Raw genomic sequence first — 13,303 nt, 5'->3', positions numbered from 1 at the left:
CCTCGGTGTGGGTTTTCCACAGTTTAGCGAGCGTCGTGAACGATTTCGGGTCTGTCGACTTTGTCGAGCGTTCGCGGAAGCGCGCGACCGGCCACGGCAATGCCGATGATCGAGATAGCGGCGAAGGTGAAGAGAAGCAATTGTGCAGAACGAAGCGTCGACGGTTCGCCGATGTTCACCAGCACTCCGGCCAGAGCTGCGCCGAAGGCATTGGCGATCAACTGCACGGTGTTGATGGCAGCCGAGGCCCGCGCACCTTCCCCGGGATCTGCAACAGAGGTCATCGCACCGACTGCAAGATGAGGCCAGGCGATGCCGATTCCGACGCCGGCGACCAGCAGTCCGATCACCCACGCGACCATCGCGCCGGCGCCGGCGTGCTCGGTGAGAAATGCTGCCATGATGCCCAACCCGATCGCGACGAGGATCGGACCGCTGACAACGATTCGTCGCACGATACGAGGGGTGGTGGCCGAGGCGCTCGGGATTTCGCCGAGAGTCCAGCCCAGAGCGAGTGCGGCGCCGAGGAATCCGGCGGCGAGCGGTGCCAGTCCGGCAAGTCGTTGGCCGAAGAGTGGAATGAACGTCTCGACGGTCGACGCGACGGCGAGGACGACGATGGTCAGGTACACCCATTTGAGAGACGACGCGTTGAACGTCGACGATGGCAGTACGCCGTGGCCCGAGCGGCGGTCTGCGGCGACAAAAGCGATCAGTAGCAGCACAGCGGCGAGGACCATCCCGGCGGTCGCTGCGAGGTTGGACAGAATTCCGGCGACGCTGACCAACAGTGCTGCCGCGGTGAGCAGTGCCAGTGAGAGGACCGGCACTGGGCTACTGGTGGTGCGGCCCGGTTCATGCGCTGGCAGGGCACCGGGAACGAGAGCGGCAACTGCAATCGTCGCGATGACCAGAACGCCGAAAGCCCATCGCCAGGCGCCGAATTGAGCAAAGACACCGCCGATCGCGGGCCCGGCGAAAGTGCCGACTCCCCACATCGCCGAGACCAGCGCGGCGCCGCGCGTCCACAGATGTCTGGGGAGCGCGGCGTTGATGACGGCGTAGCCGAGACCGGCCAGCAGGCCACCTCCCGAGCCCTGGATCGTGCGGCCGACCAACAGCAATTCCATGGTCGGGCTGACCGCACACACGACGGTGCCGAGCGCGAAGATCGCGAGGCCGATCAGATAGGCCCCGCGCGGTCCCCTGGCTGCGAGGACGTTGGTGACCAGCATCGAGGAGATGACGGAAGCGATGAGAAAGACCGTTGCGGTCCAGGCATAGTACTGCTGACCACCGATGTCGTCGATGGCAGTCGGAAGCAGGCTGGTCGTCAGGTAGACGTTGGTTGCATACAGCGCGACGCCGCCTGCGAGGACGGTAGCGGTGCCGAGGTATCGACCGCTCAGGAGCTGCCGCCAGGTTCCGGCGGGAGCATCGGTGGGGGAGTGCATGTTGTCGAAGGTAGAATCTCAAGTGCGCTTCAGGTCAATGTTGCGCAGCCATTGGGAGGCCAAATGATCCGCAAGAGTGACGAACTTCTCTCGATCGGTGAGGTATCGGCGCGAACCGGCGTCGCCGTGTCGGCGGTGCGCTACTACGAAACACTCGGTCTGGTTCCTGCGGAGCGGACGGCGGGAAACATGAGGAAGTTCCCGCGTCACTCGATCCGGCGGGTGTCGTTGATCCAACTGGCAGTCAGATTCGGGATACCGCTTGCTGAAGTTGCCGAAGTTTTCGGGTCGTTGCCACAGGGGCGAACTCCGACGAAGAAGGACTGGCGCAAGATCTCGACGGAGTGGAATCAACGCCTCGAGGATCGCAAGCAGGCTATCAATCGGATGCAGGACGAGTTGACGGGCTGTATCGGCTGCGGGTGTCTCTCACTCAAGACCTGCAACCTCTTGAACCCGGGAGACGAGCTGGGCCGGGAGGGTCCCGGCGCCAGACGTCTCTGAAACTCCTGTCGATCAGACTCTTTCGCGTGGCCGAGACTGTGCATTCCACCGGCCACCGCGACGCTCGATCTCGATGGGATGCGAGAAGCACTCGCTGATGTTCTGGGTGGTGATCACATTCTCGGCGAGGCCGCCGGCGGTCACGACGCCGTCCTTGATCAGGAGGGCGTGCGTCGTGGTGCTCGGAATCTCTTCGATGTGATGCGTCACGAGGATGCTGGCAAGTGACGGGTTCTGATTGCGGAGGTCGTCCAATGCCGTCAAGAGTTGTTCGCGTGCCGCCAGATCCAGCCCGGTCGCCGGTTCGTCGAGCAGGAGCAGGCGCGGTTCGACCATGAGTGCGCGGGCGATCAGGGCTCGTCCCCGTTCACCTTGGGACAAGTTGGGCCACAGTGCGTCCGAACGCGGACTCATTCCGAGTAGATCGATCAGTGCGTCGGCATGAGCCTCTTGCTCCGGCGTCGGTGACCACCGCGGCATTACCTCGGTGGTGTTGGTGAGGCCGGTGATCACGACGTTGCGGACGGTGATCGGAATTCCGATCGTATGGCGAGGGTTCACGTGCCCGATGTCCATTCGCAGTTCCCGCATGTCGACGCGGCCCAACTTGTGGCCGAGGACGTAAACGGAACCGCGAGTCGGGTGGGCGGTTGCTCCGAGCAGGCTCAGAAGCGTGCTCTTGCCCGCGCCGTTCGCGCCGAGGAGGACCCAGTGTTGTCCGGGTTCGATCGAAATGTTGATGTCTTTCAACAAGTATCGGCCGTCGCGGACGAGATCCACGTGTTCGGTCGACAGAACTGTGCCGGTGGGGTGCTGCACGAGAACTAACCTCTCTTAGGCGTCGAGCACACGTAGGCGTCGTAGGACGGTGTCGATGTTTGCTCGAGTTGCCGCTACCGCGGCTTCTGGATCGGCGTCTTGAAGGGCCTCGACCAACTGATCATGGGCATGTGAGGTGTCGGGGACGCCGGCCTCGTGGGCCATCATCTCGACGAGGGATTCACGAAGGAGTGGACGCACCGACGTGAAAAGCGAGAGCAGAACTGCGTTTCCGGACAGCCGAACGACTTCGGTGTGGAAGTCGAGGTCGACGTCGACGAACTTCTCGACATCACCCTCGAAATGACTGTGTCGCATGGTTAGTCGCCTCCGCAGGCCGTCGAGGTCCTCAGGTTGTACCCGCTCCGCGGCCAGCCTGGCGGCCTCGATCTCGAGTGCGCGACGCACTTCGAAGACCTCGAGGATCCGCGAGCGTCGAAGAAGTTTGGTGAATTCGTCGACGTGCTCGAGTTCGGACGCGGCAGCCACGAAGGTTCCGACGCCGTGTCGGACTTCGAGTAGTCCGTCGCGAGCGAGGAGGCGGATGGCCTCGCGAATCGAGGAACGCCCGACGCCGAGTTCGACGGCGAGTGCCGCCTCGCTCGGTATGCGCTCGGACGGCGCCCACGTTCCTTGCATGATTCGCCCGCACAGCAACTGTTCGAGTTGCGGTACCAGTGGACCACTGCGAAGTGTGAATCCTGTGTGGTCGTCGGACACGGCTTGCCTCTCGTGGGGGTACCGACAGGGTAGCAACTCGTCAGACGTCTGAGGACTCGGCTTGACGGCGTGTCGCAGCAGCGCTCACGCGGTCGATGCCGTCAGTTACGGGTGACGCCGAGAAGCAGTGCGATCAGGTCGAGGGCCGTCTCGATCTCCGCTTTTTCCCGCCCGAGTAGAGGCGCGTAGAGGTGTACGTCGCAGATGCGAACGAGAGCTTCGCCCAGCACTTGTGGCGAAAGCGTGATCGTCAGCTGGCCGGCGTCGACCTGGGATTGCAGGATTTCGGCGGTGATGGAGGCGGAGATCGATTCGATGGAACCGGGCATCATCGCGAGTTTGATGAACACCATCGGTTCACGTTTGGTCAGCGCTCGCAGTTCGGTCGACGATTCCACCGATCGCATGACGCGGCCGAATACGTCGAGGATGTACTCCGGACCTTGACCCGACGCCTGTGACATCGCCTTCCGGTATGTCCGTTCTGTGGCCTCGGCCAGCACTGTTCCGAGCAGTTCGTCGCGGTTGCCGACCCAGCGGTAGAGCGTCGCGCGGCCTACTCCGAGACGTTCGGCGAGCAGTGACATGTCGAGTGGTTCCTCCGCGAGGTACATGCTCGCGGCGGTGTCGATCGCGCGTCGGCGTTCGAGGTCGGTAGGCATCGGGACATTCTCTCCGGTTGTCCGGTACTGCACAATTTCGGCGGTCGAACAGAGGTGGGCTTCGGGTGGATCGAGCCTATTGACGAACCAAGCAACGTGAGACACACTAGCTCATTGTCTCATGTTAGTGATGGCGATCACAGTCAGGGGTTTCATCGATGAGTTCAGTACAAACCGTTCGTGGGCCGGTGGACACAGCCGATCTGGGGAAGGTGTTGATGCACGAGCATGTCTTCGTTCTGGGTGAGGAGATGCGTCAGAACTATCCCGACTACCCGGAGCCTTGGGACGAGGAGGCTCGAGTAGCCGATGCAGTGACCAAGCTGTCCGAACTGAAGTCGCGAGGGATCAGCACGATCGTCGATCCCACGGTCATCGGACTCGGTCGCTACATCCCGCGTATTGCGCGGATCAACGAGCAGGTCGACCTCAACATCATCGTGGCGACCGGTGTCTACACCTACAACGACATTCCGTTCCAATTCCATTACACCGGTCCAGGTTTGCTGTTCGACGTGCGCGAGCCGATGGTTGATCTATTTGTGAAAGACATCAAGGACGGCATTGCCGGCACAGACATCCGCGCGTCGTTCCTCAAGTGCGCCATCGAAGAACCTGGTCTGACTCCCGGCGTGGAGCGTGTGATGCGAGCGGTCGGTCAGGCGCAGGTCGAAACCGGGGTACCGATCACGGTTCACACGAACCCGCACACGGAATCGGGCCTCGTTGCGCAGAAGGTTCTGGCCGAGGAGGGTGCGGATCTGAGCAAGGTCGTCATCGGGCACTCGGGTGATTCGACCGACCTGGACTACCTGTGTGCACTTGCCGATGCGGGCTCGCTACTCGGGATGGATCGTTTCGGTCTCGATGTTCTGCTCCCGTTCGAGGAGCGGGTGAACACCGTCGTGGAACTGGCCCGCCGAGGCTATGCCGAGAAAATGGTTCTGGCACATGATGCCTCGTGCTTCATCGACTGGTTCTCGAGTGAGGCCAAGGCGGCCGCAGTACCGAACTGGAACTTCACCCACATCAGCGATCAGGTCATTCCCGCGCTGCTCGAACGTGGCGTCACCGAGGATCAGATCAACACCATGCTGGTGGACAACCCACGTCGGTACTTCGAGAGCTGAGTTATGACCAACGCGTACGAGAGCCTGCCGTGGCTCGCCAATTACGACGCCGACACTCCGCCGAACCTAGACATCGAGCATGCCAACGCCCTCGCGATGTTCCGTGCGTCGCTGGAGCGCGATCGCACCGCCCCGATCATCCGGTACTTCGACAGGACCATCAGCTTTGCCGAGCTCGACGAGATGTCGGACGCGCTTGCCGTAGCCCTCGCCGAGGATGGAATCGGGTTCGCAGACAGAGTTTCCTTTTTCCTGCAGAATATTCCGCAGTTTGTGATCGCGACGGTCGCGGTCTGGAAGCTCGGCGCCGTCGTCGTTCCGGTCAATCCGATGTACCGGGACCGTGAGCTGTCCACCGTACTCGCCGACAGCGGCGCGGTAGCAGTCATCTGTCTCGAGTCCTCGGCCGAGACCGTGGCTACTGCGTCCGAGGGCACCGCAGTGAGACGGGTGGTCACTACGTCGGAACTGGATTTTCAGTCGCGCGACGATGAACGGATCTTCGGTTCGGCGTCCAGGATTCGTCATGATGGATTTCCGGATCTACTGGAATTGATCGAGGCTCGTCGAGGGCAGAAGCCCGAGAAGGTCGATCTGTCCCCGGAAGACCTTGCCTACCTTCCCTATACGTCAGGGACAACCGGCCCGCCGAAGGGGTCGATGAACACGCACGCAAATGTCGTGTTCGCAGCGCAGATCTATCGGGACTGGTTGGGGTTGCGCCCCGGCGGCGCGATGTTCGCGGTGGCGCCACTGTTCCATATCACCGGGTTGATCGGGCACGTCGCGGCTCCACTCCTGGCAGGCGCGCCCACGATTCTGACCTGCCGATTCCATCCCATCGTTGCAGCGGAGTCGATTTCGGAGCATCGGGCTACCGCGATCATCGGAGCGATCACCGTATTCATCGCGTGGACGGACAGCGCCGCAGTCTCGAAGGAATCGTTGAGCAGTCTCGAATCGGTGTATTCGGGTGGCGCGCCGATCCCGCATGCGGCGTTGGAAGCGTTCCGGGCGAAGTTCGGTCACTACATTCACAACGGCTACGGGCTGACCGAGACGAACAGTCCGGCAATCGTGGTACCGAACTCTCGTGAAGCGCCGGTGGATCCGTCGTCGGGGGCAGTCGCCGTCGGTGTACCGGTATCGAATACGTACGCGGAGGTAGTGGACGAGAACGACAAGCCGGTATCGATCGGCGAGTACGGCGAGATCGTGGTCTCTGGTCCACAGGTCGCACTCGGTTACTGGAACAAGCCGGAGGAAACCGCACATGCCATGCCGGGCGGGCGTTTTCACACCGGAGACATCGGATTCATGGACGGCGACGGTTGGTTCTACATCGTCGACCGGATGAAGGATCAGATCAATGCCTCAGGCTTCAAAGTGTGGCCGCGCGAAGTGGAAGATGTTCTCTACGAACACCCTGCCGTGCGGGAAGCTGCCGTCGTCGGCGTCATGGATCCATATCGCGGCGAAACTGTGAAGGCCTTCGTGTCGTTCAAGGAAGGGGTCGAAGCGACCACCGAGGATCTGGTCGAGTTCTGCAAGGAAAGACTTGCAGCATACAAGTATCCGCGCATTGTCGAGATCATGAACGACCTGCCCAAGACCGTGAGCGGAAAGATTTTGCGTCGCGAACTGCGGGTACCGAACTAGATCCACCTGACAAACGAATTGCCGGCCGCCGACAGGGTGAGCCGGCTGTTCGTCGTGGAACCGTCCGGATGCCGATGGGGAATTAAGTCCCTTATGCGGCAATGCATTTCAGTGATTGACATCACTCTTTTCGTGTCGCAGACTGATCGCAACGCCGCAGAGTTGAAGTTGGTGTCAGTTTCTACTTCTGGCCCGGTTTCACTTCTCAACTTCCGGCGCGACGAGTGTCCGACCCATCGAGGAGTAACCCATGACGAGATCGGCAGTGGATTCGAGCACGCAGGCAGGGGGCCTGTCCGATCAGGAACGGAAGAAGAAGAAGGCGCACCGCAAACTTCTAGGCGCGGGACTGCTCGGCAGTTCCATCGAGTGGTACGACTTCTTCTTGTACGGAACGGCTGCAGCACTGGTCTTTCCGCATGTGTTTTTCCCTGATTCCTCGGCACTGATGGGCACCCTGCTCTCGTTCAGTACGTTCTGGGCCGGGTTCGTAGCTCGTCCCATCGGCGGATTGGTCGCGGGGCATTACGGTGACAAGTACGGACGCAAGCCCGCGGTGGTCACCTGCCTGCTGTTGATGGCTGTCGCAACCTTCCTGATCGGCGCGATTCCGAGTGCTTCTGCGATCGGCGTCGTCGCTCCGATCCTTCTTGTGACGCTGCGATTCATTCAGGGCCTTGCCTGCGGTGGTCAGTGGGGTGGAATCGTCCTTCTTCTCACCGAATCCGCGAGTCCCAAGAAGCGTGGTTTCTCAGGCACTTTCGGTCAGATGGGTGTCTCCTTCGGTGTTGTCCTGGGCAACCTGGTCTTCCTCGTCGCGACCGCGACTATTTCCAACGACGCGTTCCTGAGCTGGGGTTGGCGGGTTCCGTTCTTCGCCAGTGCGCTGCTCTTCCCCGTTGTTCTGTACATCCAGACGAAGGTCGAGGACACGCCGGAATTTCTCGAGCTGCAGGAAGACGCCAAGAAGAATCAAAAGGACGTCGTCGTTCAGGCTCCGTTGGCCCAGGCGCTCAAGGATCACTGGCGCAAGATCCTGCTCGGCTGCGGACTGCTCGCTGCCACCAATGCGCTGTTCTACATCAGCATCGCCGGTGTGCTCAGCTACGGCACAACCGAACTGGGGTTGAAGCGGAACTCGCTGCTCATCATCTCGCTCCTGAGTGCGTTGCTGACCGTCGGAGTGGTGCTGTGGTCCGGAAAGATGTCGGACAAGATCGGTCGTCGTCCGATGATCCTGATCGGCGCTGCGGCGATCGTGGTGTGGGCGTTCCCGTACTTCTGGTTGATCAACACCAAGTCCCTGCCGCTGTTCTTCATCGCAGTCACGGTCGGTAGCGTGTTCCAGTCGATGACCTACGGGCCGATCGCGGCATACATGGGTGAGCTGTTCGCACCCAATGTGCGTTACTCGGCAGCATCGTTGGCCTACCAGTTGGCCGCGATCACGGTCAGTGGTGGAACCCCGTTCATCATGACCGCGCTTATCGCGAAGACCGGAACCACGACGTGGGTTGCCGTGTTCGTAGCACTCATGGGCTTGGTGACCTTCTTCAGTGCCTGGGTACTGAAAGAGACCAACCCGAAGGAAGTTCGGGACGATCCGAACGCCATTCCCGGCGCGCATCTCTACGCCAAGTAACACCGTCGGTTTCGAACAGACGCCCGCTACCGGTCACCGGTGGCGGGCGTCTGACGTATAACTGGAGCATGGCTGCAGCACGCACAGGCTCCGAAGATGCTTCGTCGACAGTGTCACGGGAACTTCCTTCCACTCAGCGTGGTTTGCGTACGCGTCGAACGTTGATCGATGCGGCTCGCACCGTCTTCGAACGGACCGGTTATCTGGACTCGCGTCTGATCGACATCACGGTGGAGGCGCAGTGCTCGGCCGGCACCTTCTACACTTACTTCGCGAGCAAGGAAGAGATCTTCGCGGCAGTGATGGAGCTGGCGCGCGAAGACATGATGCATCCGGGCATGCCGCACACTCCGAAAGGCGCCGATCCCGCTGAGGTCATCGCGGCGAGTAACCGCGCATACCTCGAGGCGTACCGACGGAACGCGAAGCTGATGGGACTGCTCGAGCAGGTCGCAAGCATCGATCCGGAGTTCCGGGTTCTCCGCCTCGAGCGCGCTGACGCGTTTGTTCGACGCAACGCGCGCAGTATCGAGAAGCTGCAGAAAGCCGGTCTGGCGGACGCGAATCTAGATCCGCTACTGACGTCTCGGGCACTCTCCGGGATGATCAGTCGACTTGCGTTCGGGTACTTCGTATCCCGCGGCGGCGAGGACGGCGCCGCCGGAGTGACCTTCGATGGTCTGCTCGATACAGTCAACCGGTTGTGGATCAACACTTTACAATTCTCGTTACACCTCAATTGATATTGACGCCGGGTTCATGTTTGGTGTCTGATGGAGGAATGACCCCCACGCGTACGGCAGTGCTCGTCGATTTCGGTGGAGTTCTCACCTCCAGTGTTCTGCAGGCCTTCGCGGACTTCGGGGCCACGCTCGGCGGTGACCCGCGCCTTCCGCTGACCCTGCTCTCCCGCGACGACGTCTCGAAGAAGCTGCTCTCCGACCACGAATCCGGAAAGATCGACCAGGAAGCCTTCGAGGCAGGATTCGGGGAACGTCTACGTGCGCACGGCGCCGTCGTCGACAGCGCGGGGCTGGTCGACCGGATGCAGGCCGGGCTGATTCGAGACGAGGAGATGGTGCGTCTGCTCGCAGACGTGCGGGCGGCGGGACACCCTGTTGCGCTCGTGTCCAACGCTTTCGGGCGTGATTGTTATGCGGGCTTTGTCCTCGAAGACCTGGCGGACGAGGTGGTGATCTCGTCGGAAGTCGGGATTCGTAAGCCCTCTCGTCAGATCTACACCATCGCGTGCGAGCGCCTGGGTGTCGCGCCCGAAGATGCCGTGATGATCGACGATCTGCGACAGAACCTCGACGGTGCGGCGCGGTTGGGGATCGCCGGCATTCTTCACACTGACGCGGAAAGCACTCGCAGACAATTGGAATCGACGTTCGTACTACTGTCCACGCGGTGAAACTGTAGGTTGCTCGATAATACTCGAATACTGCCGGAACACTTTTGGAGGAATGAATGATTGCTGTCATCGCGGATATCACCGTCAAGGACGGAAGCGGCGAGCAGTTCGAAGCCGTAGTCGCCGAACTCGCCGAGAAGGTGCGCACGGAAGAGCCCGGAACGGTTCTGTATCAACTGATCCGCTCGAAGACGGATACGAATTCCTACAAGTTCATGGAGCTGTATCAGGACGGCGCTGCCATCAAGGCGCACGGAACGTCCGAGCATTTCCAGGCTGCCGGAAAGGCGATGGCGCCCTTCCTGGCCGGTGCCCCACAGATCGAGTACTTCGACGCTCTCTGAGCGCATGGACCGGGCTCTCTGAGCGTATGAACAGGTGAGCCCCGGCGAAATCTCGCCGGGGCTCACCTGTTTTCAGTTCTGCTTCTGCGCGACGAGTTCGGACCGGTCGATCGATCGCTTGAGGATCTTTCCCGTCGACCCCTTGGGGAGTGCGTCGATGAACTGGACGACCCTGGGAATCTTGTAGGCGGACAGGCGTTCCCGAGCCCACGACGTGACGGCATCTGCTTCGAGTTCGGCGCCTGGGCGCACGGCCACCACTGCAGCAACCTCCTCGCCGTAGTAGTCGTCAGGGATGCCGATCACCGCAGCTTCGATGATGTCGGGATGCTGGTAGAGCACCTCTTCGACTTCGCCCGGATAGACGTTGTATCCACCACGGATGATGAGGTCCTTGACGCGGTCGACGATACGAAGATCCCCCTCGGTATCGGTCTCACCGAGGTCTCCGGTGCGGAACCATCCGTCGTCGGACAGAACGGCGGCAGTGTCGTCCGGGCGCTTCCAGTATCCTTTCATGACCGTCGGCCCCTTGATGAACACCTCGCCCACTGTGCTTGCCTCGCAGACATTTCCGTCGTGATCACGCACCTCGACCTCGGTGCGCGGTACGGCGCGGCCGGTGTAACCGATCTTTGCAACGCGGTCGATACTGTTGAAAGTTCCGAACGCGCTCGTCTCGGTCAGGCCGTAGCCCTCGAGGATCGTGCAGTTGAAACGTGCTTCGAAGGCGCGTGCCACCTCGCCGGGCAGTGACGCACCGCCGGAGATCGCGATCCGCAGTTGTTCGAAGTCGGAGCTGTCCACGTCGGCGGCGGCGTGCAGCATGGCATTCCACATGGTGGGCACGCCTGCCATGATGGTGAGCTTGTCCCGACGCACCAGATCGAGCATGGCGGCGGGGTCGAACCGGGCGAGCAGGGACAGTGATCCGCCGCCGGTGAAGGTTGCCATCATGACCGAACCCTGGCCGAAGATGTGAAAGAGCGGCAGTCCGGTTCCGGTGCGGTCCGAAGGGTTTCCGCGGCTGCTCTCGGCGCCGATCTCACCGGCAGACAACAGATTCCCGACTGTCAGCTGAGCACCCTTCGGACGTCCGGTGGTGCCGGAGGTGTAGAGAATCGCCGTGGTGTCTGCTGCGTCGCGGTCGACCACCGTTGCCGGTGGATGGTCGGCCTTCGCCGATTCTTCGGTGAGCGCCCACACCGGGACGCCGCGCGCACTCCCTGCATCCTGGACTGCGGGGCCGAGCTGATGCCAGGCGATGGCCAGGGAAATCTCCGCGTCGTCAAGAACGTACTCGACTTCGGGTTGCGCCGACATCGTGTTGATCGGTACCACGACACAACCTGCGGCCTGAATTCCCATGTACGCCACGATGAATTCCGGCACCGACGGCGCTGCGAGCAGAACGCGGTCGCCGAGGCTCAACCCTTCGTCACGAATGCGGCCGGCGAACGCCAGAGATGCGTCGTGAAGCTGCCGGTAGGTCCAATGATTGCCCGTGCCGCGAATTGCAATATTGTCCGGAGTGGCTTCCGCGTGACGGGTCACCGGGTCGAGAACGCTAACCATGGTTCTGCCTTTCGGGAGGAATCGACCGATTGTGTGTCCTGGGTCTCACCAGAGCGTACACTTGAATCCGGCGTCAACATCGAGTCTGCTGGGATTGTCCCGAAAATGATGTTGACTCGGAAGGATGAGGAGCGCACCGTGCTCGACGACGAAACGCGAATTGCCGCCTTGCCGGTGGCTCCGCCCGCGCTGCTCCGGGATCGACCGACCACCGAGCGGGGGACCCGCACGCGTGCGGCATTAGTTGCCGCTGCCCGTAAGGTTTTCGAGCGTAGTGGCTATCTCGATGCCCGTCTGATCGACATCGCCAAAGAAGCCGGCTGCGCTACGGGATCGTTCTATACGTACTTCGCGAACAAGGAAGAGGTGTTCGCCGCCGTCCTCGAGGTCGCGCGAGACGACATGATGCATCCGGGCATGGGACGCGTTGCGGGCGCGGACGATCCGTACGCCGTGCTGGAGGCGAGCAATCGAGCGTATCTGGCCGCGTACCAACGCAATGCGAAGTTGATGGGGCTCATGGAGCAGGTTGCTCACATCGACCCGGAGTTCCGGAAGTTCCGCAGCGAGCGGGCCAATGCGTTCATACGCCGTAATGCCCGCGGGATTGCAGATCTGCAGTCCCGCGGCATCGCGGACACGACGCTGGATCCGATGACGGCGTCGATTGCTCTGTCCGGCATGGTGAGTCGACTCGCCTACAGTCTGTTCACCCTCCGTGAGGGTGAGGTGGACGGGCGTTCGCCGGAGTTCGATCAGATTGTCGCCACGGTGACCGATCTGTGGGCGAACGCTCTCAAATTTCCTGACCGTCTCTGACGAGGGGCCGCCCCGGGCCGGGAGGCTCGGAGCGGCCGGGGCACGCAGGTTCAGCTTTTCTCGACGACGCGAGCGACGGATTCGGCGACGACCACGGGCTTGTCGGAACCTTCCCGCTCGACCACCTGGCTCATCTTCACCTGGATTCCGCCGGGCAACTGCTCCGCGGACACGACGGTTGCGCGCATGCGGACCCGGGATCCCACGGGAACGGGAGCGGGGAAGCGCACCTTGTCGTAGCCGTAATTGAGGCTGTGGGCGAAGCCGTCGAAGTGGATGAGTTGGTAGGAGAACTGGGGGCCCAGCGAGAGGCTGAAGAGTCCGTGCGCGATGGTGCTGCCGAGCGGGCTCGATGCTGCTCGTTCCGGGTCGACGTGAATCCACTGATGATCGTTTGTGGCTTCGGCGAACGCGTTGATGCGCTCCTGGGTGATGTCGTACCACTGCGTCGGGCCAAGTTCCTGGCCGATGAGCTTCTCGAGCTCGGCGAAGGTGGACGGTCGGACGGGCAATTGGTTTTCAGTCATCGTTGATCCCTTTACTCGCAGTTCAGGAGGACGG

General features: G+C 61.6%; 14 protein-coding genes. 8 read left to right on the top strand and 6 right to left on the bottom strand.

Features of this window, described 5'->3' with window-relative positions; all coding sequences use genetic code 11:
• Positions 1-23: 23 nt before the first annotated feature.
• The gene (locus tag R4P65_RS07490) at positions 24-1,454 is read right to left on the bottom strand and encodes an MFS transporter (RefSeq protein WP_317826018.1); all 1,431 of its coding nucleotides are present in this window, start codon (positions 1,452-1,454) and stop codon (positions 24-26) included.
• Between the two features lie 63 nt (positions 1,455-1,517).
• Between R4P65_RS07490 and soxR the strand changes: the two genes are divergently transcribed.
• Positions 1,518-1,958 carry a redox-sensitive transcriptional activator SoxR gene (gene soxR / locus R4P65_RS07485; protein ID WP_283305409.1) on the top strand — a complete coding sequence of 147 codons (441 nt, stop codon included), beginning with the start codon at positions 1,518-1,520 and terminating at the stop codon, positions 1,956-1,958.
• Between the two features lie 12 nt (positions 1,959-1,970).
• Here soxR and R4P65_RS07480 read toward each other — a convergent pair whose 3' ends face one another.
• From R4P65_RS07480 to R4P65_RS07470, 3 genes are all read right to left on the bottom strand, one after another.
• Positions 1,971-2,777 (bottom strand): ABC transporter ATP-binding protein, encoded by an 807-nt coding sequence (locus tag R4P65_RS07480; RefSeq protein ID WP_230817332.1) that lies wholly within the window; start codon positions 2,775-2,777, stop codon positions 1,971-1,973.
• 15 nt (positions 2,778-2,792) lie between these two features.
• Positions 2,793-3,497, bottom strand: coding sequence for a FadR/GntR family transcriptional regulator (locus R4P65_RS07475; RefSeq protein ID WP_317826017.1), 705 nt, complete (start codon positions 3,495-3,497; stop codon positions 2,793-2,795).
• Positions 3,498-3,598: 101 nt separating this feature from the next.
• On the bottom strand, positions 3,599-4,159 hold the full coding sequence (locus R4P65_RS07470) for a QsdR family transcriptional regulator (protein ID WP_003943195.1): 561 nt from the start codon (positions 4,157-4,159) through the stop codon (positions 3,599-3,601).
• Between the two features lie 158 nt (positions 4,160-4,317).
• Here R4P65_RS07470 and R4P65_RS07465 point away from each other — a divergent pair, with 158 nt between their 5' ends.
• The 6 genes from R4P65_RS07465 (at position 4,318) to R4P65_RS07440 (ending at position 10,348) form a co-directional block, all read left to right on the top strand.
• The gene (locus tag R4P65_RS07465) at positions 4,318-5,289 is read left to right on the top strand and encodes a phosphotriesterase (RefSeq protein ID WP_020971087.1); all 972 of its coding nucleotides are present in this window, start codon (positions 4,318-4,320) and stop codon (positions 5,287-5,289) included.
• Positions 5,290-5,292: 3 nt separating this feature from the next.
• The gene (locus R4P65_RS07460; protein ID WP_317826016.1) at positions 5,293-6,948 is read left to right on the top strand and encodes an AMP-binding protein; all 1,656 of its coding nucleotides are present in this window, start codon (positions 5,293-5,295) and stop codon (positions 6,946-6,948) included.
• A 250-nt stretch (positions 6,949-7,198) separates the two neighbouring features.
• Positions 7,199-8,590 carry an MFS transporter gene (locus tag R4P65_RS07455; protein ID WP_230817335.1) on the top strand — a complete coding sequence of 464 codons (1,392 nt, stop codon included), beginning with the start codon at positions 7,199-7,201 and terminating at the stop codon, positions 8,588-8,590.
• 68 nt (positions 8,591-8,658) lie between these two features.
• Positions 8,659-9,333 carry a TetR/AcrR family transcriptional regulator gene (locus R4P65_RS07450; RefSeq protein ID WP_317826015.1) on the top strand — a complete coding sequence of 225 codons (675 nt, stop codon included), beginning with the start codon at positions 8,659-8,661 and terminating at the stop codon, positions 9,331-9,333.
• Positions 9,334-9,371: 38 nt separating this feature from the next.
• Entirely contained in the window at positions 9,372-10,004 is a 633-nt protein-coding gene (locus tag R4P65_RS07445; RefSeq protein WP_317826014.1) for an HAD family phosphatase, read from the top strand.
• A gap of 56 nt (positions 10,005-10,060) precedes the next feature.
• A complete protein-coding gene (locus tag R4P65_RS07440; protein ID WP_230817338.1) occupies positions 10,061-10,348 on the top strand; it encodes a putative quinol monooxygenase in 288 nt (95 codons plus the stop codon).
• 72 nt (positions 10,349-10,420) lie between these two features.
• Here the strand turns inward: R4P65_RS07440 and R4P65_RS07435 are convergent, their stop codons facing one another.
• Positions 10,421-11,923, bottom strand: a complete 1,503-nt coding sequence (locus tag R4P65_RS07435) for an AMP-binding protein (protein WP_317826013.1) — start codon at positions 11,921-11,923, stop codon at positions 10,421-10,423.
• A gap of 105 nt (positions 11,924-12,028) precedes the next feature.
• Between R4P65_RS07435 and R4P65_RS07430 the strand changes: the two genes are divergently transcribed.
• Positions 12,029-12,742 carry a TetR/AcrR family transcriptional regulator gene (locus R4P65_RS07430; RefSeq protein WP_411742517.1) on the top strand — a complete coding sequence of 238 codons (714 nt, stop codon included), beginning with the start codon at positions 12,029-12,031 and terminating at the stop codon, positions 12,740-12,742.
• Between the two features lie 50 nt (positions 12,743-12,792).
• Here R4P65_RS07430 and R4P65_RS07425 read toward each other — a convergent pair whose 3' ends face one another.
• Entirely contained in the window at positions 12,793-13,269 is a 477-nt protein-coding gene (locus R4P65_RS07425; RefSeq protein WP_230817340.1) for a MaoC family dehydratase, read from the bottom strand.
• Between the last annotated feature and the right edge of the window lie 34 nt (positions 13,270-13,303).

The organism is Rhodococcus sp. IEGM 1318 (genome assembly GCF_033142465.1).
Lineage (GTDB): Bacteria > Actinomycetota > Actinomycetes > Mycobacteriales > Mycobacteriaceae > Rhodococcus_F > Rhodococcus_F qingshengii_B.
The sequence above is the reverse complement of the archived record's forward strand: the minus strand, read 5'-3'. Positions and strand labels throughout refer to the sequence as shown.

Excerpts from the sequence above, each read along its gene's own strand:
- R4P65_RS07450 (WP_317826015.1), top strand. The coding sequence starts at position 8,659 with ATGGCTGCAGCACGCACAGGCTCCGAAGATGCTTCGTCGACAGTGTCA.
- R4P65_RS07440 (WP_230817338.1), top strand. The coding sequence starts at position 10,061 with ATGATTGCTGTCATCGCGGATATCACCGTCAAGGACGGAAGCGGCGAG.
- R4P65_RS07435 (WP_317826013.1), bottom strand. The coding sequence starts at position 11,923 with ATGGTTAGCGTTCTCGACCCGGTGACCCGTCACGCGGAAGCCACTCCG.
- R4P65_RS07470 (WP_003943195.1), bottom strand. The coding sequence starts at position 4,159 with ATGCCTACCGACCTCGAACGCCGACGCGCGATCGACACCGCCGCGAGC.
- R4P65_RS07465 (WP_020971087.1), top strand. The coding sequence starts at position 4,318 with ATGAGTTCAGTACAAACCGTTCGTGGGCCGGTGGACACAGCCGATCTG.
- R4P65_RS07430 (WP_411742517.1), top strand. The coding sequence starts at position 12,029 with ATGATGTTGACTCGGAAGGATGAGGAGCGCACCGTGCTCGACGACGAA.
- R4P65_RS07425 (WP_230817340.1), bottom strand. The coding sequence starts at position 13,269 with ATGACTGAAAACCAATTGCCCGTCCGACCGTCCACCTTCGCCGAGCTC.
- R4P65_RS07490 (WP_317826018.1), bottom strand. The coding sequence starts at position 1,454 with ATGCACTCCCCCACCGATGCTCCCGCCGGAACCTGGCGGCAGCTCCTG.
- soxR (WP_283305409.1), top strand. The coding sequence starts at position 1,518 with ATGATCCGCAAGAGTGACGAACTTCTCTCGATCGGTGAGGTATCGGCG.
- R4P65_RS07460 (WP_317826016.1), top strand. The coding sequence starts at position 5,293 with ATGACCAACGCGTACGAGAGCCTGCCGTGGCTCGCCAATTACGACGCC.
- R4P65_RS07445 (WP_317826014.1), top strand. The coding sequence starts at position 9,372 with ATGACCCCCACGCGTACGGCAGTGCTCGTCGATTTCGGTGGAGTTCTC.
- R4P65_RS07455 (WP_230817335.1), top strand. The coding sequence starts at position 7,199 with ATGACGAGATCGGCAGTGGATTCGAGCACGCAGGCAGGGGGCCTGTCC.